This is a genomic window from Brevundimonas sp. DW-iso22, assembly GCF_058725425.1.
This window is the reverse complement of sequence record NZ_JBZXEB010000006.1, coordinates 290097-309895: the sequence shown is the minus strand read 5'-3', so window position 1 is coordinate 309895 and position 19799 is coordinate 290097. Positions and strand designations below refer to the sequence as shown.

General features: G+C 65.8%; 21 protein-coding genes. 8 read left to right on the top strand and 13 right to left on the bottom strand.

From position 1 onward, the window contains the following. Positions 1 to 2 precede the first annotated feature (2 nt). From AC4PRM_RS12150 to AC4PRM_RS12140, 3 genes are all read left to right on the top strand, one after another. Positions 3 to 296, top strand: coding sequence for a rod-binding protein (locus AC4PRM_RS12150; protein ID WP_492040056.1), 294 nt, complete (start codon positions 3 to 5; stop codon positions 294 to 296). Next, positions 293 to 742 carry a flagellar basal-body protein FlbY gene (locus AC4PRM_RS12145; RefSeq protein WP_492040055.1) on the top strand — a complete coding sequence of 150 codons (450 nt, stop codon included), beginning with the start codon at positions 293 to 295 and terminating at the stop codon, positions 740 to 742. The genes AC4PRM_RS12150 and AC4PRM_RS12145 overlap by 4 nt, the downstream gene beginning before the upstream one ends. Before the next feature lie 78 nt (positions 743 to 820). Continuing rightward, positions 821 to 2413, top strand: a complete 1593-nt coding sequence (locus tag AC4PRM_RS12140) for an EAL domain-containing protein (protein ID WP_492040054.1) — start codon at positions 821 to 823, stop codon at positions 2411 to 2413. Here the strand turns inward: AC4PRM_RS12140 and AC4PRM_RS12135 are convergent. The 4 genes from AC4PRM_RS12135 to AC4PRM_RS12120 all read right to left on the bottom strand — a co-directional run bounded on the left by AC4PRM_RS12135 (position 2386) and on the right by AC4PRM_RS12120 (position 5356). Then, positions 2386 to 3978 carry an ABC-F family ATP-binding cassette domain-containing protein gene (locus tag AC4PRM_RS12135; protein WP_492040053.1) on the bottom strand — a complete coding sequence of 531 codons (1593 nt, stop codon included), beginning with the start codon at positions 3976 to 3978 and terminating at the stop codon, positions 2386 to 2388. The two genes, AC4PRM_RS12140 and AC4PRM_RS12135, sit on opposite strands and share 28 nt — an antisense overlap. Continuing rightward, positions 3944 to 4084 carry a hypothetical protein gene (locus AC4PRM_RS12130; protein ID WP_373257549.1) on the bottom strand — a complete coding sequence of 47 codons (141 nt, stop codon included), beginning with the start codon at positions 4082 to 4084 and terminating at the stop codon, positions 3944 to 3946. Before AC4PRM_RS12130 ends, AC4PRM_RS12135 begins: the two co-directional genes overlap by 35 nt. 73 nt (positions 4085 to 4157) lie before the next feature. Then, entirely contained in the window at positions 4158 to 4886 is a 729-nt protein-coding gene (locus AC4PRM_RS12125) for a hypothetical protein (RefSeq protein WP_492040052.1), read from the bottom strand. A gap of 11 nt (positions 4887 to 4897) precedes the next feature. Continuing rightward, positions 4898 to 5356 carry a hypothetical protein gene (locus AC4PRM_RS12120; protein ID WP_487922182.1) on the bottom strand — a complete coding sequence of 153 codons (459 nt, stop codon included), beginning with the start codon at positions 5354 to 5356 and terminating at the stop codon, positions 4898 to 4900. 159 nt (positions 5357 to 5515) lie between these two features. On the opposite strand from AC4PRM_RS12120, the gene uvrA reads away from it, so the two are divergent. Then, the gene (uvrA, locus tag AC4PRM_RS12115; protein ID WP_492040051.1) at positions 5516 to 8467 is read left to right on the top strand and encodes an excinuclease ABC subunit UvrA; all 2952 of its coding nucleotides are present in this window, start codon (positions 5516 to 5518) and stop codon (positions 8465 to 8467) included. Here the strand turns inward: uvrA and AC4PRM_RS12110 are convergent. Together AC4PRM_RS12110 and AC4PRM_RS12105 are read right to left on the bottom strand one after the other, a co-directional pair. Further along, positions 8464 to 9414 (bottom strand): CPBP family intramembrane glutamic endopeptidase, encoded by a 951-nt coding sequence (locus AC4PRM_RS12110; protein WP_492040050.1) that lies wholly within the window; start codon positions 9412 to 9414, stop codon positions 8464 to 8466. The genes uvrA and AC4PRM_RS12110 overlap by 4 nt on opposite strands. 27 nt (positions 9415 to 9441) lie before the next feature. After that, positions 9442 to 10287: a hypothetical protein gene (locus AC4PRM_RS12105; RefSeq protein WP_492040049.1), complete on the bottom strand. Its 846-nt coding sequence runs from the start codon at positions 10285 to 10287 to the stop codon at positions 9442 to 9444. A 124-nt stretch (positions 10288 to 10411) separates the two neighbouring features. On the opposite strand from AC4PRM_RS12105, the gene trmFO reads away from it, so the two are divergent. From trmFO to AC4PRM_RS12085, 4 genes are all read left to right on the top strand, one after another. Next, the gene (gene trmFO, locus AC4PRM_RS12100; RefSeq protein ID WP_492040048.1) at positions 10412 to 11803 is read left to right on the top strand and encodes a methylenetetrahydrofolate--tRNA-(uracil(54)-C(5))-methyltransferase (FADH(2)-oxidizing) TrmFO; all 1392 of its coding nucleotides are present in this window, start codon (positions 10412 to 10414) and stop codon (positions 11801 to 11803) included. Next, positions 11800 to 12003, top strand: a complete 204-nt coding sequence (locus tag AC4PRM_RS12095) for a hypothetical protein (RefSeq protein ID WP_492040047.1) — start codon at positions 11800 to 11802, stop codon at positions 12001 to 12003. Before trmFO ends, AC4PRM_RS12095 begins: the two co-directional genes overlap by 4 nt. Next, positions 12003 to 12932: an oxygenase MpaB family protein gene (locus AC4PRM_RS12090; protein WP_492040046.1), complete on the top strand. Its 930-nt coding sequence runs from the start codon at positions 12003 to 12005 to the stop codon at positions 12930 to 12932. Before AC4PRM_RS12095 ends, AC4PRM_RS12090 begins: the two co-directional genes overlap by 1 nt. Before the next feature lie 64 nt (positions 12933 to 12996). Further along, complete coding sequence (locus tag AC4PRM_RS12085; RefSeq protein WP_492040045.1) at positions 12997 to 13398, top strand: host attachment family protein; 402 nt, start codon at positions 12997 to 12999, stop codon at positions 13396 to 13398. A gap of 44 nt (positions 13399 to 13442) precedes the next feature. On the opposite strand, the gene AC4PRM_RS12080 is transcribed toward AC4PRM_RS12085, so the two are convergent. From AC4PRM_RS12080 to surE, 7 genes are all read right to left on the bottom strand, one after another. After that, a complete protein-coding gene (locus tag AC4PRM_RS12080) occupies positions 13443 to 14066 on the bottom strand; it encodes a squalene/phytoene synthase family protein (RefSeq protein ID WP_492040044.1) in 624 nt (207 codons plus the stop codon). Beyond that, a complete protein-coding gene (secF, locus tag AC4PRM_RS12075) occupies positions 14067 to 15032 on the bottom strand; it encodes a protein translocase subunit SecF (RefSeq protein WP_492040043.1) in 966 nt (321 codons plus the stop codon). Then, a complete protein-coding gene (gene secD, locus AC4PRM_RS12070) occupies positions 15032 to 16630 on the bottom strand; it encodes a protein translocase subunit SecD (RefSeq protein ID WP_492040042.1) in 1599 nt (532 codons plus the stop codon). Before secD ends, secF begins: the two co-directional genes overlap by 1 nt. Positions 16631 to 16660: 30 nt before the next feature. Then, positions 16661 to 16978 carry a preprotein translocase subunit YajC gene (gene yajC / locus AC4PRM_RS12065; protein ID WP_373257527.1) on the bottom strand — a complete coding sequence of 106 codons (318 nt, stop codon included), beginning with the start codon at positions 16976 to 16978 and terminating at the stop codon, positions 16661 to 16663. A gap of 117 nt (positions 16979 to 17095) precedes the next feature. Beyond that, complete coding sequence (locus AC4PRM_RS12060; RefSeq protein WP_492040041.1) at positions 17096 to 18145, bottom strand: peptidoglycan DD-metalloendopeptidase family protein; 1050 nt, start codon at positions 18143 to 18145, stop codon at positions 17096 to 17098. Positions 18146 to 18355: 210 nt separating this feature from the next. Beyond that, a complete protein-coding gene (locus AC4PRM_RS12055; protein WP_492040040.1) occupies positions 18356 to 19000 on the bottom strand; it encodes a protein-L-isoaspartate(D-aspartate) O-methyltransferase in 645 nt (214 codons plus the stop codon). Continuing rightward, positions 18997 to 19785, bottom strand: a complete 789-nt coding sequence (surE, locus tag AC4PRM_RS12050) for a 5'/3'-nucleotidase SurE (RefSeq protein ID WP_492040039.1) — start codon at positions 19783 to 19785, stop codon at positions 18997 to 18999. Before surE ends, AC4PRM_RS12055 begins: the two co-directional genes overlap by 4 nt. Positions 19786 to 19799: the final 14 nt, after the last annotated feature.

The following is a 19799-nucleotide window of genomic DNA, read 5'->3' as shown; positions in this document are numbered from 1 at the left end:
GCATGACCGACCTGACCGTCTCCCCTGCCCTTCTGAACGCCAGCGCGCCCCGCGTGGTCCCGGAGCGCATGCGCCAGACCGCCGAGGACTTCGAGGCCTCCTTCCTGACCCAGATGCTGAAGCCCATGTTCGACAGCCTGTCGACCGAGGCCCCTTTTGGCGGTGGCGAGGCCGAGAGCACCTGGCGCGGTTTCCTGGTCGAGGCCATGGCCAAACAGACGGTCAAGGCTGGCGGTCTGGGCCTGTCGGACACCATCGTCTCCGAAATGATCAAGATGCAGGAGCAGGCGCAATGACCGCCGCCGAGACCGCGACCCTGAATGCTACCGCCCGCGTGCGTCAGATGATCGACGTGACCGAACGGCTGACCGCACGCCTGGCCGAGGAAGCCGCCGCCTTCGAGACGCGCCGCCCGCAGGATGTCGCGGCCACGGTCGGTCAGACCCAGGACCTCGCCAATGCCTATCGTCGCGAGTCGGCACGCATCAAGGCCGTGCCCTCCGAACTGGCCCCAGCACCCGTCGAAGAGCGCCAGCGATTGATCGCGGCGACCCAGACATTCGAAGCCGTCCTGTCCCGTCATGCTCTGGCCGTCGAGGCCGCTCGCATCGTGTCGGAGGGCCTGGTCAAGACCATCGCCGCCGAGGTCGCCAGTCAGCGTGGATCGCCCGCCGCCTACGGGGCTTCTGGACGCGCCAGTGCCACCGATGGACGCGCCGTCGCCTACAACGCGCAAGCCTAGCCGCAAGTGGCTGGAAATAATCGGTTAAGCCTGTTCATGGACCATTGTTTTCAGCCCTTGTCCGGTATCTGACCGGTCATGAGTTTCCAATCCCGCCTTTTGGGCCTCGCCTTTGCCGCCGCCGATGTGCTGGTCGAGGTCGATGGCGACACCAAGGTCACGCTCGCCCTCGGGGCCGGCGTCACTGCGGGTGCCGACCCGGGACGGCTCTGGAGCGGCAAACGCTTCACCGACATTCTGAGCGCCCCCAGCCGACAGCCGGTCGCCAAGGCCCTGCATGCCCTGCAGTCAGGCGGTCGCACCTCCGAGCTTCAGATCGTCGTGACCGGGAATGACGGCATGGTCCGCCGCGCCCGCTTTCGGGCGTTCAGCCTTCCGGAACTGGCTCCCGCCGTCTCCTGCTCCCTCACCTGGGATGGCGAGGCCTTCAGTGAGGCCGAGGCTCCGCCAAAAGAGCTGCTGACGTCTGAGGGTCTGGTCGATCACACCCGCCAGATCATGGCCGACGATCCCGCCGCCGACATGTCCTTCTCCTTCGTCGAAGTGTCGGGCCTGGATCGCAACAAGGCCGAACACAGCCGGGCCGAGGCCCAGATCCAGTCGGTGCTACAGGCGTCGTCGGTCGATGGCGGCAGTGCCGCCCAACTGTCCGAAAAACGCTTCGCGGTTATCCGCCTGACCGGCGACAAGACCGATCTGGCCGCTGAAATCCGTCAGGCTGCCCTGGACGAAGGCGTCGAACTGATGGTGCGCAGCACCGAGGCGACGCTGGCCGGTGGTACCTCCCCCGGCATGGCCCTGCGGGCCCTGCGCATGGCGCTGGAGGACTGCCTCAAGGACGACGGGATTGACGCCGCGGGATCCGGGTTCAGTGAACGCCTCAAGAGCACGATGCGCGAGGCCGACGCCTTCAACACCGTCGTGGAAACCCGCGATTTCTCCCTGCACTACCAGCCCATCGTCGATCTGAAATCCGGGGCCGTCCATCACTTCGAGGCCTTGTCGCGGTTTCGCTCGGGCGGACCGGCCGCCACCATCAAGATGGCCGAGGAGATGGCCCTCATTCAGGCGTTCGACCTGGCCGTCGCCGAAAAGGCCTTGGCCCAGATGCAGCGCTCGGGCTTCGGCCTGATCAAGGTCGCGATCAATGTGTCCGGCGCGTCCCTCGCCAGCGATTCCTACATTCAGGGCCTGCTCAGCCTGACCGCCAGCAAGCCGGAAATCCGCAAACGCCTGATGGTCGAGGTCACCGAAACAGCCGCCCTGGCCGATCTTGAAGCTGCCGACCGCCGTCTCAAGGCCCTGCGCAAGACCGGCATCCACATCTGCCTCGACGACTTTGGTGTCGGTGCCGCGTCATTCGATTATCTGAGCCGCCTGCCGCTGGACACGGTCAAGATCGACGGCAGTTTCGTGCAGAACGTCTGCGAGACAGAGCGGGCCCAAAAGCTGATCAGCCACCTTGTCGACCTGTGCACCGATCTGAAGATTTCGACCGTGGCCGAGATGATCGAGACCGAGGCCCAGTCCACCAAGCTGCGGACCATGGGGGTCACCTATGGCCAGGGCTGGCTGTTCGGCAAGGCGACGGCGGAACCCGTCCTGCGCCTGCCGTCCGGCACGGGCCCAGCCGCGGCCCGCCGTCAGGGCGAAGTCGTCGGCTGGGGCTGACCCAGGTCCAGTGTTCGGGTTACCCTGATCGCCTCCAGGAAATCCGGATCGTGGCTGACCACGACCAAGGCCCCATCATAGCCTGACAGCACCGCCTCGACGGCCCGGATCGAGTCCAGGTCCAGGTGGTTGGTCGGCTCATCCAGGATCAGCAGTTGCGGCGGGCGAATACCGATGACGCAGGCCAAAGCCGCCCGCAGCCGCTCGCCGCCAGACAGGACGCCGATCTGCTTTTGCGCCGCGACATTGCGGAACAGGAAACGGGCCAGCGCCGCCTGGGCCTCGTTCTGCGATGCACGGGGGTTCAGCCGCATCCAGGCCTCCAGCACCGTCTCATTAGAGCGTAGCATGGACGTGTCCTGATCCAGACAGGCCGTCGTGACAGGTCGGGTGACTGCGCCCTGCGACGGCGGCACTTCGCCCGCCAGCACCTTCAGCAAGGTGGTCTTGCCCGCCCCATTCGGCCCGCGGATGGCCACGCGCTCCGGGCCGGTGATCCGAAGGGTCAGGCCATCCAATATCGGCACGCCGTCCGGCGAATGCCACGAGACCCCCTCCAGCACGGCCACTGTCCTGTCGCTGGCCAGACCCGACGATGGTAGCGAGATCGACAGCTCGCGGGTCCGCTCGACCGCCTGCTCCGCCTCCGCTCGGACAGCATTCGCCTCCGACACTTGCCGCTCGACCAGAAGGTTCAGCCGACCCCCGCTCCGCTCGGCTCGTTCGGCACGGGCATCCAGCAGGATCTTGGGGTCTGAACTGCCAGCCCTCGCCACCTTGTTTGCCCGGTCGCGTCTGGCCTTCCGTTCACGCGCCAGCTGACCCTCGCGCGCGGCACGATCCACATCCCGCGTCGCCGTCTCCAGGGCCTGCACCGCTGCTGCCCGTTCCGCCGCCTTGCGCTCGGCGTAAAGATCATAGTCGCCGCCATAGACGCGCGCTCCCAGCGATGACAGCTCCACGATCCGGTCCATCCGGCGCAGCAAATCGCGGTCATGACTGACCACCAGCACGCCACCCGGCCACCGTTCCAGAACACCCGAGACCAAGGCCCGACCCTCGGCGTCCAGATGATTGGTCGGCTCATCAAGCACCAGCAGGTCAGGCGCATCCAGCAACAGGGCCGCAAGGCGCAACCGCGTATGTTCGCCGCCACTCAGCGTCCCAACCCGTCGCGCCATGTCCAGATCCACCAGCCCGACCTGCACCAAAGCCTCTGTGATCCACGTCTCCAGACCCCAGTCCGCAGCGTCGAGGTCCTGTGCAGAACCGCGACCCGCCAGGATCCGTGAAAGCACCGCCAGCGGCTTTGCAACACCCAGCGCCTCTGCCACCGTTTCTGTCGGGTTCACCGTCGTGACCTGCGGCAGCCACCCCACGCTACCTGCGCGTGAGACGCGCCCCTCGATGGGATCATCCAGACCCACGACAAGGCGCAAAAGCGTGGTCTTACCCGCGCCGTTGCGGCCCACCACTCCGGTGCGCTCCCGGCCGAGGGCCAGGCTCAGATTGTTGAAAAGCGTGTGTCCGTCAGGCGTTCGGGCGGCGACGCGATCCAGCGTCACGAACGCGGATGCGGACAGGCTTGGGTTTGGGCTGGAGCGAGACATAGGCGACCACGAGCGAGGCGACAACGGAAAGGGCGAGACCGATTTCCAAAGCGCTGATCATGATCGTCGAAGCTCCTGCAAAAACACTCAGGCGATGAGGATGGCGGTTCGCGCCGCGTCGCGCAACCCCTGCGTCAACCGCCCGCAGGGGCCATCTGCTTGGCCACCGTCTTGATGATGAAGGCCGACACCGCCTCCGCCCGCGCCGGAGGCTGGGCGACGACGGCGCTGTAAAAGGCGGCGGTCACATCGCACTGCGTCCGTGGCGGTGCGCTCATCAGGCCGGTGCCGAAGAACTGCTGGCCCAGCGCCTCGTCCACCCCACCCGCCACCATGGTCTCATAGACGGCGACGAAATCGGCCTGGCCGGGGTCCTCACGGGTCACGGGTGAGGCCCTCCCTGACTGTCCCGCCACCAGCCGCGCCGTCGCCGCACGATCGATCAGGGGTTTGGTCCGGGCGTCTGCCTGATATCCGGCCGGCAGGCCCGCCATGGCGAACTGGGCACAGGTGTCGACATCGGTCGCCTGCAGATGCTCGATCAGCGCCTTCTCGGCCTGCATCACCTCGACTACGGCACCGCCCGGTGCCGCCGCGACATACGGGGCCTGCCGCAGGCCATAGGCCCGCATTTCGGCCTGCATCGCCTCCAGCACCTCGGCCTCGCTCTCGCCCGCCGCAAGCCGCCCCGCCGCCCGGTCCCGGATCTGGCCGTAGAAGGTCGTATCGGTCTCCTGCAGCGTCTTCAGGACCACGTCCCGCTCGGCGTTGCGATCCACCTCGGCGGCATAGTCCTCTGTCGTCTTGGTGCAGGCCGAAATTGCCAACACCAGGCTGGACGCAACACTCAACAGAAAAACCAACCTCACCGGTCTCATTCCGCAACCACGGTCAGCAATTCGTCGCCTTCTTTCGTACTGCCCCCAGTCGGCTTCATCCGGGCATTAATGTTGAAGCTCTCGATCTTCCATACCCCTTCCTCTTTGAGAAAGACGGTCTGGGCCATCACACTTCGATCAGGGTATTCGTAAACTTGGCCCAGGGCGTAGCGCTGGCCCGACGTTGTCATGTTGGATTGCCATCCCGTCGTCGTCGGCGGGGGTGGCGTTCCCTCGGGAGCGAACGTTCTGAGCATCGGCAGTTGGGCTCTCACGTCTGCCTCTGAATTGGCCGACGACAGACGTGCCACAAGCGCGTCGTCACGACCCTCGACGAGGTCGGCATAGGCATCGCGCGCTTCGGTTGCCAACGCTTCATTGGCTGTCAGTACCGGGGCGGAGCAGGCTACCGCCAAAAATGCCACCGGCACCATGGCAAGATAAGATAGATTCATCGGCGTCCTCCCATGGCTGAAGCCTAGCGCATTTGATGATCGTATTGGCAACAGCCCCCTCTTGTTCCTATATTGTTCTTGCTGAAATCCGCAAATCGATCCCCATATAGCGCTGTCGCCCTGGACACAGGCACAGCCTCCCGCGTTCTCTCGGACCTCATGACTGAAAAGCACAATTTCATCCGCGTGCGCGGTGCCCGCGAGCACAATCTCAAGGGCGTGGACGTCGACATCCCGCGTGAGAAGCTGGTCGTCATGACCGGCCTGTCGGGGTCCGGCAAATCCTCGCTGGCGTTCGACACCATCTATGCCGAGGGTCAGCGGCGCTATGTCGAGAGCCTGTCGGCCTACGCCCGCCAGTTCCTGGAACTGATGGGTAAGCCGGACGTGGACCTGATCGAGGGCCTGTCGCCGGCCATTTCCATCGAACAGAAGACCACGTCCAAGAACCCGCGCTCGACCGTCGGCACGGTGACGGAGATCCACGACTATATGCGCCTGCTCTGGGCCCGCGTGGGCGTGCCCTACTCGCCTGCGACCGGCCTGCCGATCGAAAGCCAGACCGTTTCGATGATGGTCGACAAGCTGACCGCCCTGCCCGACGGCGAGCGCATCCTTTTGCTGGCCCCCGTCGTGCGGGGTCGCAAGGGCGAATACCGCAAGGAGATCGCCGAATGGCAACGCTCCGGCTATCAGCGGCTCAAGATAGACGGCGAATTCTACGCCATCGAGGACGCGCCTACGCTGGACAAGAAATTCAAGCACGACATCGACATCGTCGTAGACCGGATCGTCACCAAAGCCGGCCTCGAACCCCGCTACGCCGACTCCATCCAGACCGCCCTGAACCTCGCCGACGGTATCGCCGTGGCCGAGTGGGCGAGCGCGCCTGAGGGCGAAGAACCGCGCCGCCTGCTATTCTCCGAAAAGTTCGCCTGCCCGGTTTCCGGCTTTACGATCAGCGAGATCGAGCCGCGGCTGTTCTCGTTCAACAATCCGTTCGGGGCGTGTCCTACCTGCGACGGCCTGGGCGTCAAGCTGGCGTTCGACGCCGATCTGGTCATCCCCGACCGCGACAAAAGCTTGCACAAGGGCGCAGTCTCGCCCTGGTCGCGCGGCCCCTCGCCCCTCTATACCCAGACCCTGCAATCGCTGGCCCAGCACTTCGGCTTCTCGATGGACAAGCCCTGGCGCGACCTGCCAGACAAGGCGCAGGCCGTCATCCTGCGCGGCTCGGGCGGCGAAAAGGTCAAGTTCGTCTATGACGACAACGCCCGCAAATACGAGACGGTAAAGGCCTTCGAGGGTGTGCTGCCCAATCTGGAACGCCGCTGGCGCGAGACCGACAGCGCCTGGGTGCGCGAGGAACTGGGCCGCTATCAGTCCGAAACCCCCTGCGACGCCTGCGGCGGCAAGCGCCTGAAGCCCGAGGCCCTGGCGGTCAAGGTCGGCGGCTCCGACATCGCCGAGATCAGCTGGCTGTCGATCTCCAAGGCCTATCTGTGGTTCTCTACCCTTGAAGAAACCCTGACCGAGAAACAGGTCGAGATCGGTCGCCGCATCCTGAAGGAAATCACCGACCGGCTGCGGTTCCTCAACAATGTCGGCCTGGACTACCTCAGCCTGTCGCGCTCATCCGGCACCCTGTCGGGCGGCGAGAGCCAGCGCATCCGCCTGGCGTCCCAGATCGGCTCGGGCCTGACCGGCGTCCTCTACGTCCTCGACGAACCCTCCATCGGCCTGCATCAGCGCGACAACACCCGCCTGCTGGAAAGCCTGCGTGGCCTGCGCGACCTCGGCAATTCCGTCCTCGTCGTCGAGCATGACGAGGAGGCGATCATGACCGCCGACTATGTCATCGACATGGGCCCTGCCGCCGGGGTCCACGGCGGCACCATCTGCGCCGAAGGCACGCCTCAGGAGGTCTTGGCCAATCCGAACTCCCTGACCGGAAAGTATCTGTCCGGCGAACGCGAGATCGAGATTCCGGCCGACGGTCGCCGACCGATCAACCGCAAGAAGATGCTGAAGATCAGCGGCGCGACCGGCAATAATCTGAAGACCGTGACGGGCGAAATCCCCGTCGGCCTGTTCACCTGCGTCACCGGCGTGTCCGGCGGCGGCAAGTCGACCTTCACCATCGAGACCCTCTACAAGGCCGCCGCCCGCCGGCTGCACAACGCCTCGGACGCCCCCGCCCCCTTCGACCGGATCGAGGGGCTGGAGCATTTTGACAAGGTCATCGACATCGACCAGAGCCCGATCGGTCGCACTCCGCGTTCCAACCCGGCGACCTACACCGGTGCCTTTGGCCCGATCCGCGACTGGTACGCCGGATTGCCGGAGTCCAAGGCGCGCGGCTACGGCCCTGGCCGGTTCAGCTTCAACGTGAAGGGTGGCCGCTGCGAGGCCTGTCAGGGCGACGGCCTGATCAAGATTGAGATGCACTTCTTGCCCGACGTCTACGTCACCTGCGACGTCTGCAAGGGCAAACGCTACAACCGCGAGACGCTGGAAATCGTCTTCAAGGGCAAGAGCATATCCGACGTCCTCGACATGACGGTCGAGGAGGCCGCACGATTCTTCAACGCCGTGCCGTCGATCCGCGACAAGATGCTGACGCTGGAGCGTGTTGGCCTGGGCTATGTCCAGGTCGGCCAGTCGGCGACGACCCTGTCGGGTGGCGAGGCCCAGCGAGTCAAGCTGTCAAAGGAACTGTCCAAACGGGCGACCGGCAAGACCCTGTACATCCTCGACGAACCCACGACCGGCCTGCATTTCGAAGACATCCGCAAACTGCTGGAGGTGCTTCAGGAATTGGTCGAAAATGGCAACACCATCGTCGTGATCGAGCATAATCTGGATGTCATCAAGGTCGCCGATTACCTGCTGGACTTCGGCCCCGAAGGCGGCGACGGCGGCGGCGAAATCGTCGCGGTCGGGACCCCGGAACAGGTCGCGGCCAATCCTGCCAGCTGGACGGGCCGTTACCTCAAGGACGTGCTGGAGCGGCACGAGACGCGCCGCAATGCGCGGGTAGCGGCGCTGGGCGCGCCCACTCCGAAACCTCCGGCAAGGAAGACGCGAGCGAAGGCGAAGGCCGAGGCCTAGTCGAATGTCCTGGCCTGTGCGGGGTCGCCCATCACCCCATGATCCCGCGTCCGCCCGCGCACCAGCAGCACCGCCGATCCGACCAGCAGCAGGGCGGTGACAACCACGCTGCCCTCAGGGCCGAAGGCGGCACCCGTGACCCACCACGGCACCTCGGTGCGCGTCGTCAGATCGACGATCAACGGCGTCGTATCGATGGCCTGGCCGGACACCTCCAGCCCGAAGCCCAGCCCCAGCAGCCAGTTCCACGCCGCATGCCAGCCGCACACGCCCCACAGCGAACCCTCGCGCGCGGCGTACAGGCTGATGAAGACGCCGAACAAGACGATGTTCAGCAGGCCCATGAACAGCTCCCTGGACGGCGGAATGTTCGCCCCGTGCATCAGGCCGAACAGCACGGAGTTGATCACGATCGCCAGCCACAGCCCATGCCGGGACGCGATCAACTGCATCAGCCATCCGCGAAAGAAGATCTCCTCCGTCGATCCCTGGACGATGAAGCCCAGCAGCAGCACGACGATCGGCACCAGCGCCGCCCCGACGGCCGCGCTCTGGAACGCCCCGCCCGCCTCGACCGAATAGCCGCCCAGAGCCCAGATGATCCCGACCGCCGCCAGCAGGAACCCCAGCCCGATCGCATAGCCGCGCCCGAACCGCTTCAACCCATCGGCATTGAACCCGATCGTCGCCAGCGGCCGCCGCTCGAAGAACCGGATCCACAGGAAGACCAGCACGGCTCCGCAGCCGAAGGTCGCGAACAGAATGTAGGCGAGCTGGTCCCAGCGATCCGTCGCCCCGTCAGAGCCGATGAAACCCGTCATCAGCGCCGGGATGATCCCCAGCAACTGCCCGCCGATGATGAACGCCAGCGCCAGCACGATCGCAGCCAGCGTCCACGTCCGCCGATGATGTGGATCGCGCGGTGCGTAGAGTTCCAGTCCCTTCATGACGTCCCCCCTGTTCGTCCTGAACAATCAGCCGAAGGTCTCGGCCAGTCCCGTCCCCGTCCGCCCAGCAATGTCGCGGTAGGCCGCCGAGAACGGCGCATAGATCACCGCCACCTGCAGCGCAGAGATGACCGCGTTGATAACCACATACGCCAGAATGGCGGGCCAGGCCTGCTGCAACATGCCGAACAGGTTCAGTCCCTCGACGGTCGCCAGCGTCTCCATCCCGCCCGTCGTCATCTGGATCGGCAGGAAGATCAGCGAGCCCAGCATGCTGACGACGAAGCTCATGACACCCGCGATGATCGCCATCCCGACCAGCGGCCAGAAATGACGCTTGGTCAGACTGAATGAGTCGAACAGCACGATCCGCTTCTCGGCCAGCGTCATCGGCACCGCCAGGCTGAGCCGCACTAGCAGCCAGATGAAGGCCGCCCAGGCCACAAGGAAGAAGACCACGACGATCAGCCACAGGACCGGCGTGTTCACGGCGGCGGCCCCCAGGGCGAACGTCATGCCCCAGATCAGGCCCATCAGCACGATGAAGATGATCCCCAGGGCCACCGAGACGGCCAGCACCCGCAACTCATCCGCCCCGAACCTCAGATAGCCCAGTGCCTTCTGCGTCGGATAAAGCACCGACCGCGCGATGGCCGCAGACATCACCGCGCTGGACAGCAGACTGACCGGCAACAGGATGCTGAACACCAGTCCGAAGGAGTTCAGGATCGGCATGAAGTCGTCGATCGTCGGGGTTCCGACCTGTTCCAGCCGCTCCGCTGCCGCCATCGCGCTGGCCAGCGACGGCCCCATCACCGCGAAGGCCGCCGCCATTACCACCACATAGAACAGCGCCCAGAAAACTAGGCTCATAGGCGCGCGCCTGACGACCCGGAAGCCCTCGAATGCTGCGTCGGTCGCTGAAAATGCCATAGGTATCGTCCCCGTTGTCGCCCCAGCCTAGCGAACCCGACCCCGCACCGCTAGAAGCCGCTTCATGACGGTTTCTCCACAATCCATCCATGTCATCGGCGGCGGCCTGGCCGGGTCCGAGGCCGCCTGGCAGATCGCCCAGGCGGGCGTGCCCGTCATCCTGCACGAGATGCGCGGCGTGCCCGGCGTCAAGACCGACGCCCACCACACCGATGGCCTGGCCGAGCTGGTCTGTTCCAACTCCTTCCGCTCCGACGACTGGGAGCACAACGCCGTCGGCCTGCTGCATGCCGAAATGCGCGCGCTCGATTCCATCATCATGGCCTGCGGCGACATCAATCAGGTGCCCGCGGGCGGTGCCCTGGCCGTCGACCGCGACGCCTTCTCCCAGGCCGTGACGACAAAACTTCAGTCCCACCCTCTGGTCACCATCGTGCGCGAGGAGATAGCCGGCTTGCCGCCCGAGGACTGGGACAATGTCATCGTCGCCACCGGCCCCCTCACCTCGCCCGCCCTGGCCGACGCCATCCTCAAAGCGACGGGCGAGGAAAGCCTCAGCTTCTTCGACGCCATCGCCCCCATCGTCCACGCCGACAGCATCGATTTCGACATCGCCTGGCGTCAGTCCCGCTACGACAAGGAAGGCCCGGGCGGAGACGCCGCCGCCTATGTCAACTGCCCGATGAACAAGGCCGAATACGACGCCTTCATCGACGCCCTGCTGAGCGGCCCCAAGGCCGAGTTCAAGGACTGGGAACACGTCCCCTATTTCGACGGCTGCCTGCCGATCGAGGTCATGGCAGAGCGCGGCCGCGAGACCCTGCGCCACGGCCCGATGAAGCCCGTCGGCCTGACCAATCCGCGCGACCGGCTGGTCAAGGCCCACGCCATCGTCCAGCTGCGTCAGGACAATGCGCTGGGCACCCTGTTCAACATGGTCGGCTTCCAGACCAAGCTAAAGCACGGCGCCCAGACCGAAATCTTCCGCATGATCCCGGGTCTCCAGAACGCCCAGTTCGCGCGGCTGGGCGGCCTGCACCGCAACACCTATCTTAACAGCCCGCACCTGCTGGACCGCCAGTTGCGGCTGAAGGCCATACCCCGCCTGCGCTTCGCCGGCCAGGTCACGGGCGTGGAAGGCTATGTTGAAAGCGCCGCTATGGGCCTGCTGACCGGCCGCCTCGCCGCCGCGCAAGCCCTGAGCCGCGACCTCGCCCCTCCTCCCGCCGACACCGCCATGGGGGCCCTGGTCGAACACATCACCGGCGGCCATCTGGAGGGCTCGAAGTTCCAGCCGATGAACATCAACTACGGCCTGCTGCCCCCGCTGGAAGCCCCCAAGGTCGATGAGGCCGGCGTGAAGATCCCGCTCAAGGAACGCGGACGCGCCAAGAAGCGGTTGATGAGCATCCGTGCCATGAACAGCCTCAAGGCCTGGCGGGACGCCGCCGCATGACCGCGCCGGACACCGAACTGGATCGACTGACCGCCCGGCGTGTCACCATCCTGTATCGCCTCGAGATGATCGCCCAGGGGGCACAGCTGACCTACGAGGACGGCACACCCATCGACATGGCGTCGGAGAAGGCGCGACTGGAAGACATCGTCGCCGATCTGGATCGCCGGATCGTGGCTCTGACCCGGACCGTGAACTGATGGCCCGCGCGGGCTCTTCCGGACCCCGCCTGTTCGACCCCGCCAAGGCCCTGATCCGGCGTCAGGTCACCGATCTGTTCAACGATGCGTCCAAGGGCGAGCGGCCGATCCTGCGGCGCGGCGACGCCCTGTTCGCGCCAGACTCGGTCGCCTGGCGCGTCAACGGTGACGTCGTGACCATGATGATCGGCGGCGTCTCGGGCCTGCTGCTGCAGATGCTGCATCCGGCGGTGCTGGCCGGCGTCTGGGACCATTCCAACTTCCGCGCGGACATGCACGGCCGGCTGAGGCGGACAGCCAAGTTCATCGCCGTGACCACCTATGATTCCGCCGACAATGCCGTCTCCGCCATCGAACGGGTGCGGCGCATCCACGGCCAGGTGCGCGGCGTCCTGCCGTCGGGCGTGCCCTATGACGCCACCGACCCCGCCCTTCTGGCCTGGGTCCACGTCACCGAGGCAACCAGCTTCCTGAACGCCTGGATCCGCTATGCCGAGCCGGGCATGAGCCGCGCCGATCAGGACCGGTATTTCGCGGAGATGGCAACGGTCGCCGAACGGCTGGGGGCCGATCCGGTCCCCCGCGACCGCGCCTCGGCCGAGGCCCTGATCCAGTCCATGCGCCCAACGCTGCTGACCGATGACCGCACGCGCGAAGTGGCCCGGCTGGTGCTGAAGCAGACCATGGGATCGCGTCGCACCGACGCCGCCTCGCGCATCATCATGCAGGCGGGTGTCGATCTGCTGCCCGCCTGGGCGCGGCACATGCACGGCCTGCCCGTGCCACTGGACCTGCCCGTCATCCGCGCCGGGGCCGCCACCATGGCCCGTACCCTTCGCTGGGCGTTCGACCAGTCGCCGAACCGCCGCATCTGGCCCGCCGACATCGCCCGCTACCCGGACGCCGCGTCTGACGACCGCACGCAATAGACGGCAACCGCCCTCGGCCGGGATCGTTACCTCCTCATCTGAAAACCATGAGGATTCTCGCACCATGAAACTTCCCAAGGGCGCACTGGTCGCCGTCGTCGATGGCGAGAAACTGGTTCTGTTCAAGAACACGGGTGACGCCGATCAGCCGACCCTGACGGCTCATCCGACGCCGGAAATCCCCGAGCGCCTGTCCGGTGCCCCGGGTCGCCAATCCAGTGCCGCCAACCCCGACAATGACACCCAGGCCGAGGACGGCTTTGCCTTCGGCGTCGCGGAACTGCTGAACAAGAAGGCCCTGAACGGCCAGTTCGACCATCTGGTCGTCGTCGCCGCCCCCAAGACACTGGGCGCCCTGCGCAAGAATTGGCACAAGGAGCTGGAATCCCGCCTGAGCGGCGAGATCGCCAAGGATCTGACCAATCAGACCACGGATCAGATCGCCGACGCCATCGCCAAGGCCTGATCGACCCGCAAACGCCCGGACAGACCGTCCGGGCGTCTTGCCGTCTACAGACGCCCGCGCAGCGTCGCCCAGGTCAGCCGCAGCTTCTTCAACGGCTCGGCATCCGATGGCCTGATCAGGGCGGCGTGGGCGACAGCCGGAAAGGCGTCGGACGGCAGGCCCTTCAAGACGGCATTCGCGTCACCCAGAGCCGACCGGGCGTCGTCCAGCCTGCCCACCTGCGCCAGTCCCCACACCCGACCGGCCCCCACGACCTTGTCGTCATACCCCGGTCCGGCCAGCACCCGCACCGCAACCTGCATCGGACCAACATAGAAGGCGTCCAGATCGTGAGGCTCTTCGTGCACCCGGCCGATATGCGCCTCAATCAGAGCATCGAGCGGCCCGCGCGCAAGCCCGTGCCGCCGCACCATGTCTGTCAACGCCTCCAGCACCGGATGGCCCTTGCGCGGCTCGCCCGCAAAGACACCGTCCATCTGATCGGCCCACCAGCGATAGCGCATCTCGGCCAGCAGGGGCTGGGTCACCCGCGTGGGGATGCCCATCAGCTCGGCCTCGAAGGCATAGAGCGTAATCAGGTCCGAGCGCAGCTGAACATCGGCCACGAACCGGCTGGACAGCCAGCGGTCGAGATCGGCGTTGCGGACCTGGGCGTCCAGGTCGGCCACCTACGGCCGACTGGCCATGCCCAGCTTGACCGGCTTGGGCTCATCCAGCGAACCGCGCTTGACGCCCCACAGCAGGATGATCGGCGCACCCACATAGATCGACGAATAGGTGCCGATGATGATGCCGGCCATCAGGGCGATGGAGAAGCCGAACAGCGCCTCGCCGCCGAAGAACGCCAAGGCCGCCAGAACCATGACCGCCGTCAGACCGGTGATGATCGTCCGCGACAGCGTCTCGTTGATCGACAGGTCGATGACCTCGCGCAGCGGCATGGTCTTGTACTTGCGCAGGTTCTCCCGCAGGCGGTCGAACACCACGACGGTATCGTTCATCGAATAGCCGATGACGGTCAGGATGGCGGCCACCATGTTCAGGCTGAACTCCAGCTTGAACAGCACGATCAGCCCAAACACAAGAATGACGTCGTGCACCAGGCCCGCAATGGCCCCGAACCCGAACTGCGGTTCGAAGCGGAACCAGATATAGGCGAACATCAGCACGATGGCGGCACCGAGGGCGAACAGGCCGGAGCGGAAGAGCTCGCCCGACACCTTGGAGCCCACGACGCTGACGCCGGAATAGGTCACTTCACCCACGGAGGCCGTAATGGCGTTTTCGACGCGCTGAACGACGGCGCTCTGAGGTTCGTCGTCCGGCACCTGGAACCGCAGGATGGCGCTGGACGGATCGTCGATCCCTTGAACCTGAACATCGCCCAGCCCCAGCTCACCCACGGCACCACGCACCTGCTCGAGGTCCAGCACCTGGCTATTGGCGCGGGTCAGCTCCATCGAGGCGCCGCCCCGGAAGTCGATGCCCATGTTCAGACCGGGATAGAAGCAGGCGACGATCGAGGCGACGCACAGCAGAACCGACAGAATGCCGGCCGGCCGGGCATATTTGACGAACTGAAAGTTCGTCTTGCTCGGCAGGAGTTTGATCAAAGGCCATCCACGCATCGCCATCACTCCGCGATCGGCAGTTTTTTGGGTTTGGCGGTCTTCAGCCACCAGGCGAGCGCCACCTGCGACACCAGCACCGCCGACAACATCGAGGTGAACACCCCGATGGTCAGGGTCCAGGCAAAGCCACGCACGGGACCGGCCCCGAAGATGAACATGATCAGCGCCGCCACCAGTGTGGTCAGGTTGGCGTCGATAATGGTGCCCATGGCCTTGTTGAAGCCCGCATCCAGCGAGGCGATGACGGACCGCCCCGATCGTGCCTCGTCTCGCATCCGCTCATAGATCAGCACATTCGCATCCACGGCCACGGCGAAGGTCAGCACCAGACCCGCGATCCCCGGCAGGGTCAGCGTCGCCCCGACCAGCGACATGGCCGCGATGATCAGCAGCCCGTTCAGCAACAGACCCACAACGGAGATACCGCCGAAAAGAAGCCCGTAGGCCCCGATCATGAAGACCACGATGATGATGAAGCCGATCAGGGTGGACAGCCCACCCTTGGCCACGGCGTCGGCCCCCAGCTCGGCGGTAACCGTGCGGCGCTCCTCGACGACCAGCGGAGCCGGCAGGGCCCCGCCGTTCAACAGGTTCACGAACAGCGAAGCACTCTCGATCGTATAGTTGCCGGTGATCTGGCCGGTGCCGCCCGTGATCGGCGAAATGATCGTCGGGGCCGAGATCACCTGACCGTCAAGGATGATGGCGAACGGCTTGCCCACATTGGCGGCCGTCGCCTCTCCGAAGCGGCGCGACCCCTGGGCGTCGAAGCGGAAGTCGATGGCGACCTGACGGTTCTGGTCAGAGCCCACCTCGGCCTTGGTAAGGTTCTCGCCCGACACCAGGATGCGACGCTTGACCAGATAAGCTGCCGGTCCGCCGGGCTCGGCCGCTGGCAGCAACTCGGAGTCGGGCGGAATAGCACCCGCCGCCGCTTCGGCCAGGGAGTTCTCTGTATCCACCATCTGGAACGTCAGCTGCGCCGTCTGGCCGACCAGACGCTCCAGCTCGGCCGGATCGCTCTCACCAGGGGCCTGAACGACGATACGATCCGCGCCCTGACGGGTAATGGAAATTTCCTTCGTGCCAGTGCTGTCCAGACGACGGCGCACAACCTCGATCGACTGCGACACGGCATCGGCAGCCATGGAGTTCATCGCCGCATCGGTGAAGGCATAGGCGATGCGGTCGTTGCCCTGACGCTGGACAGTACGATCAGCCACAGCATTCGGGTTGCCGCTGATCAGGGTCCGCATCGCGGTCAGGGCGGCATCCATCTGGGCCGGATTGGTTAGGGTCACGACCACGCCCTGGTCGTTCCGCACCACGCCCGTGATGCCGATGTTGGCCTCACCCAAAACCATGCGCGCGTCCTCGACCATATTGGCCAGGCGCTTCTCGCGCATCGCCGGGACATCGACTTCCAGCAGCAGATACGAGCCGCCCTGAAGGTCCAGCCCCAAGTTCAGCCCGCTGGACGGCACCCAGCCCGGCAGGGCGTCGCGCTGTGCGGGGGTCAGCATGTTCGGATAGGCGAAGGCCAGGCCGAACAGCAGCGAGAGAGCGAGAAGAATGACCTTCCAGCGCGACAGATGGATCATGCGGGCGTTTCCGGCCTGGTCAGGACGATATCAGGACTTGGCGATGGTCTTGGTGTCGTTGGCGGCGATCGCGGTGCGGTTCTCGACCTGGGTGATCATCGAGCGGACCACGCGCACGTTCACGCCCTGGGCGATTTCGACCATGACCTCTTCGTTCTCGACCCGGGTGATCTTGCCCTTCATGCCGTTCGACATGATCACGCTGTCACCGCGCTTCAGACCGGCGATCAGCTCACGGTGCGCCTTCATCTGCTTCTGCTGCGGACGGATCAGCATGAAGTAGAACAGGATGATGACGGGGACGAAGAAGATCAGGGTCCCGAAAGGCCCTTCCAGAATGGCTTGCACGGCGGTCTCCACGAGCGAAAGCGCCGCTCGGGACGCCTCCATAAAATGAGGCGCGGAACCTAGGGCGCGTCGTCACACTTTGCAACGCGCCACGCGGACCGACACCCTTGGCGTGCGCTATCGCGGCAACACGGTCAGCGGATCGATGGCGATCGGCTCGTCACCACGCATGCGCCACGTCTCGAAATGAATGGAGGGTCGTCCGTCCCCGGCCGTCGTTCCGACCGTGCCGATCTGCTGACCCGCCCGCACTTGATCGCCCTGCCGCACCGTGGCCGAGCCCAGATGGCCATAGGCCGTGCGCCAGCCACCGGGGTGCGCGACCAGTATGGTCAGCCCCTGCCCTGCCAGATCGTCGCCGACATAGGCCACCTGACCGGCAGCGGAGGCTCCGACCTCGCGCCCGGCGGACGCTCCGATATTGATGCCGTTGTTGCGCTCGCCCATGCCCACAGGGCCGAAGCGCCGCAGGATGTCGCCCCGGACCGGCCAGTCCAGCGACACATCCGCTGTGGTCGAGACCGGCGGCAGGGCCACATTCCCCGACGGCGGCGGCGGCGGCGGCGGAACGCTGCCCGGGTTCGGCACATAGACGCCGCTGGGCGACGGCCCGGTCGCATAGGGATCGCCACCAATGTCGACGGCCGATTCCGGCAGGGTTAGTCGCTGACCCGGCGTGATGGCCGCGCGCGGCCCCAGGCTGTTCAGGTCGATCAGGCTCTGCACCGGCGTCTGGAAGCGCCGCCCGATGCCCGAAATCGTGTCGCCAGGCTGGATCACATAGCTGGCTCCGGCCACGGTCGTTCCGCCGCGAGGCGGCGGTGGCGAGGTAAAACTGCCGTCGGCAGGCCCCGCCGCGGGCTGGCCCGGACGCGGCACATAAACAGGTGCGTCCAGCGCCCCGCCTTCGATCGTCGCGACTGGGGCCGTCGCATTGGGCGCGGGCTCATTATAAGGATTGCTCGGCCCCCGCACGCCCTCACCGCTCGGCGCTGGAGCCGTGGGATAGGTCGGATAGGCCGGGCTGGTCGGATAGGGCGCACGCGACGGCGGGGGCGCGGCGTCGGCATAGATCGAATAGCGCGGCCCGGCCGTCGTACAGGCCGCCAGGGCCAGCATGCCGCCCGCCACGATCAGGACCCGCAAGCCCGTCTTCAATCCCGTCATTCGCCATTTCCCGCTTACTGAAGGCCGATCACCGACCGGCTGCCCGCCACGTCACGGACCATAGCCACAATCCGCACCAAAGTTGGGCGTCGAGGTTAACGAGGGATTACCGCGCTCAAGCAGTGAGCCCCGCGCGGCGAACAATAGCGAGCGAATCGCGCTCAAGCAGTGAGCGACCGCGTCGCGAGCGCTAGCGCAAAAAGGACTGACTTACCCCTCCTTGGCCGTCCCCTCGACCAGAGGCACGAACCGCACCTCACTGAGGCTTTCGCGGCGAAACGAGCCATCTTCCTGGCCGACATAACGATGCAGCATCTGCACCGAGGTCCGTCCGACCGGACAGACCAGAACTCCGCCCGGCTTCAACTGCTTCAGCAGCTCCGTCGGCTCGCCCGGCGAGGCCGCCGTGACCATGATCCGGTCGAACGGCGCCTGCTGGGGCCAGCCCAGGCCGCCGTCGCCATGCAAGGTGATCACATTGTCGATGCCCAGGTCCTTCAGCCGGCCCTCGGCCTCGACCAGCAGGCTCTTGTAGCGCTCGACCGAATAGACATAGCGCGCCAGCCGGCTCAGCACCGCGGCCTGGTAGCCACTGCCCGTACCGATCTCCAGCACCCGGTGGCGCGGCTGCACGTCCAGCGCCTGGGTCATCAGGCCGACGATGAAGGGCTGGCTGATCGTTTGGGCACAGTCGATCGGCAGGGCCTGATCCTCCCACGCCTGATCCAGAAACCGCTCGTGCACGAACACGGCCCGGTCCACCGATTCCATCGCCGTCAGCACGCGCGGGTCCGTGACCCCCTGTTGCCGCAAGCCCAGGATCAGCCGCCCCGCGCGATCGTCGTTGAGCTTCATCGCGCCGCAGCCTTCGGTGGGGCCCCGCCCAGCACACCCTTCAGGTCGTGCACGCTGGCAGGATGCGTCAGGTCGATATGCAGGGGCGTGACCGAAATCTTCCCCTCGTCCATGGCCCGCAGGTCCGTGCCCACGGGATGATCATGCTTGGTCCCGCGAAAGCTCATCCAGTAGTAGTCGCGCCCGCGCAGGTCGGTGCGCTTCACCGCATGCATCTCGCCGATGTCGCGAAAGCCCTGCCGAGTCACCTCGACCTCGGTCACGGCTTCGGGCGGACGCGCGGGAAAGTTCAGGTTCATCACCACGCCGTTCGCCCACGGCCGCTCCAGCAGGCGCGAGATAATGGCCGGTGCGAAAGCCTCCGCCGTCTCCCAATGCGCGGTCACCTCGTCGTGGAACCGTTCCAGCGACTGGCTCAGGGCGATCGACCGGATCCCGAACGCCATCCCCTGCAAGGCCCCGGCCACCGTCCCGGAATAGGAGCAGTCCTCTCCGACATTGTGCCCGCGATTGACGCCCGACAGCACCAGATCGGGTTTCTCAGGCATCAGGTCGTTGATCGCCAGCACCACACAGTCCGTCGGCGTCCCCGTCACCGCGAACCGCCTGTCACCCAGCCGGTTGACCCGCAGCGGCTCGGTCAGGGTGATCCCCCGTCCCTTGCCGGATTGTTCGGTCTGCGGCGCGCAGACCCACACATCGTCGGATAGCGTCCGTGCGATCCGCTCCAGACACTCCAGCCCCTCGGCCTCGATCCCGTCGTCGTTGGTCAGCAGTATCCTCAAGCGCGCACCGCCGA

Coding starts and splice junctions, on each gene's coding strand:
- AC4PRM_RS12150 (WP_492040056.1), top strand. CDS start 3: ATGACCGACCTGACCGTCTCCCCTGCCCTTCTGAACGCCAGCGCGCCC.
- AC4PRM_RS12145 (WP_492040055.1), top strand. CDS start 293: ATGACCGCCGCCGAGACCGCGACCCTGAATGCTACCGCCCGCGTGCGT.
- AC4PRM_RS12140 (WP_492040054.1), top strand. CDS start 821: ATGAGTTTCCAATCCCGCCTTTTGGGCCTCGCCTTTGCCGCCGCCGAT.
- AC4PRM_RS12130 (WP_373257549.1), bottom strand. CDS start 4,084: ATGATCAGCGCTTTGGAAATCGGTCTCGCCCTTTCCGTTGTCGCCTCG.
- AC4PRM_RS12120 (WP_487922182.1), bottom strand. CDS start 5,356: ATGAATCTATCTTATCTTGCCATGGTGCCGGTGGCATTTTTGGCGGTA.
- uvrA (WP_492040051.1), top strand. CDS start 5,516: ATGACTGAAAAGCACAATTTCATCCGCGTGCGCGGTGCCCGCGAGCAC.
- AC4PRM_RS12110 (WP_492040050.1), bottom strand. CDS start 9,414: ATGAAGGGACTGGAACTCTACGCACCGCGCGATCCACATCATCGGCGG.
- AC4PRM_RS12105 (WP_492040049.1), bottom strand. CDS start 10,287: ATGAGCCTAGTTTTCTGGGCGCTGTTCTATGTGGTGGTAATGGCGGCG.
- trmFO (WP_492040048.1), top strand. CDS start 10,412: ATGACGGTTTCTCCACAATCCATCCATGTCATCGGCGGCGGCCTGGCC.
- AC4PRM_RS12095 (WP_492040047.1), top strand. CDS start 11,800: ATGACCGCGCCGGACACCGAACTGGATCGACTGACCGCCCGGCGTGTC.
- AC4PRM_RS12090 (WP_492040046.1), top strand. CDS start 12,003: ATGGCCCGCGCGGGCTCTTCCGGACCCCGCCTGTTCGACCCCGCCAAG.
- AC4PRM_RS12085 (WP_492040045.1), top strand. CDS start 12,997: ATGAAACTTCCCAAGGGCGCACTGGTCGCCGTCGTCGATGGCGAGAAA.
- secF (WP_492040043.1), bottom strand. CDS start 15,032: ATGGCGATGCGTGGATGGCCTTTGATCAAACTCCTGCCGAGCAAGACG.
- secD (WP_492040042.1), bottom strand. CDS start 16,630: ATGATCCATCTGTCGCGCTGGAAGGTCATTCTTCTCGCTCTCTCGCTG.
- AC4PRM_RS12060 (WP_492040041.1), bottom strand. CDS start 18,145: ATGACGGGATTGAAGACGGGCTTGCGGGTCCTGATCGTGGCGGGCGGC.
- AC4PRM_RS12055 (WP_492040040.1), bottom strand. CDS start 19,000: ATGAAGCTCAACGACGATCGCGCGGGGCGGCTGATCCTGGGCTTGCGG.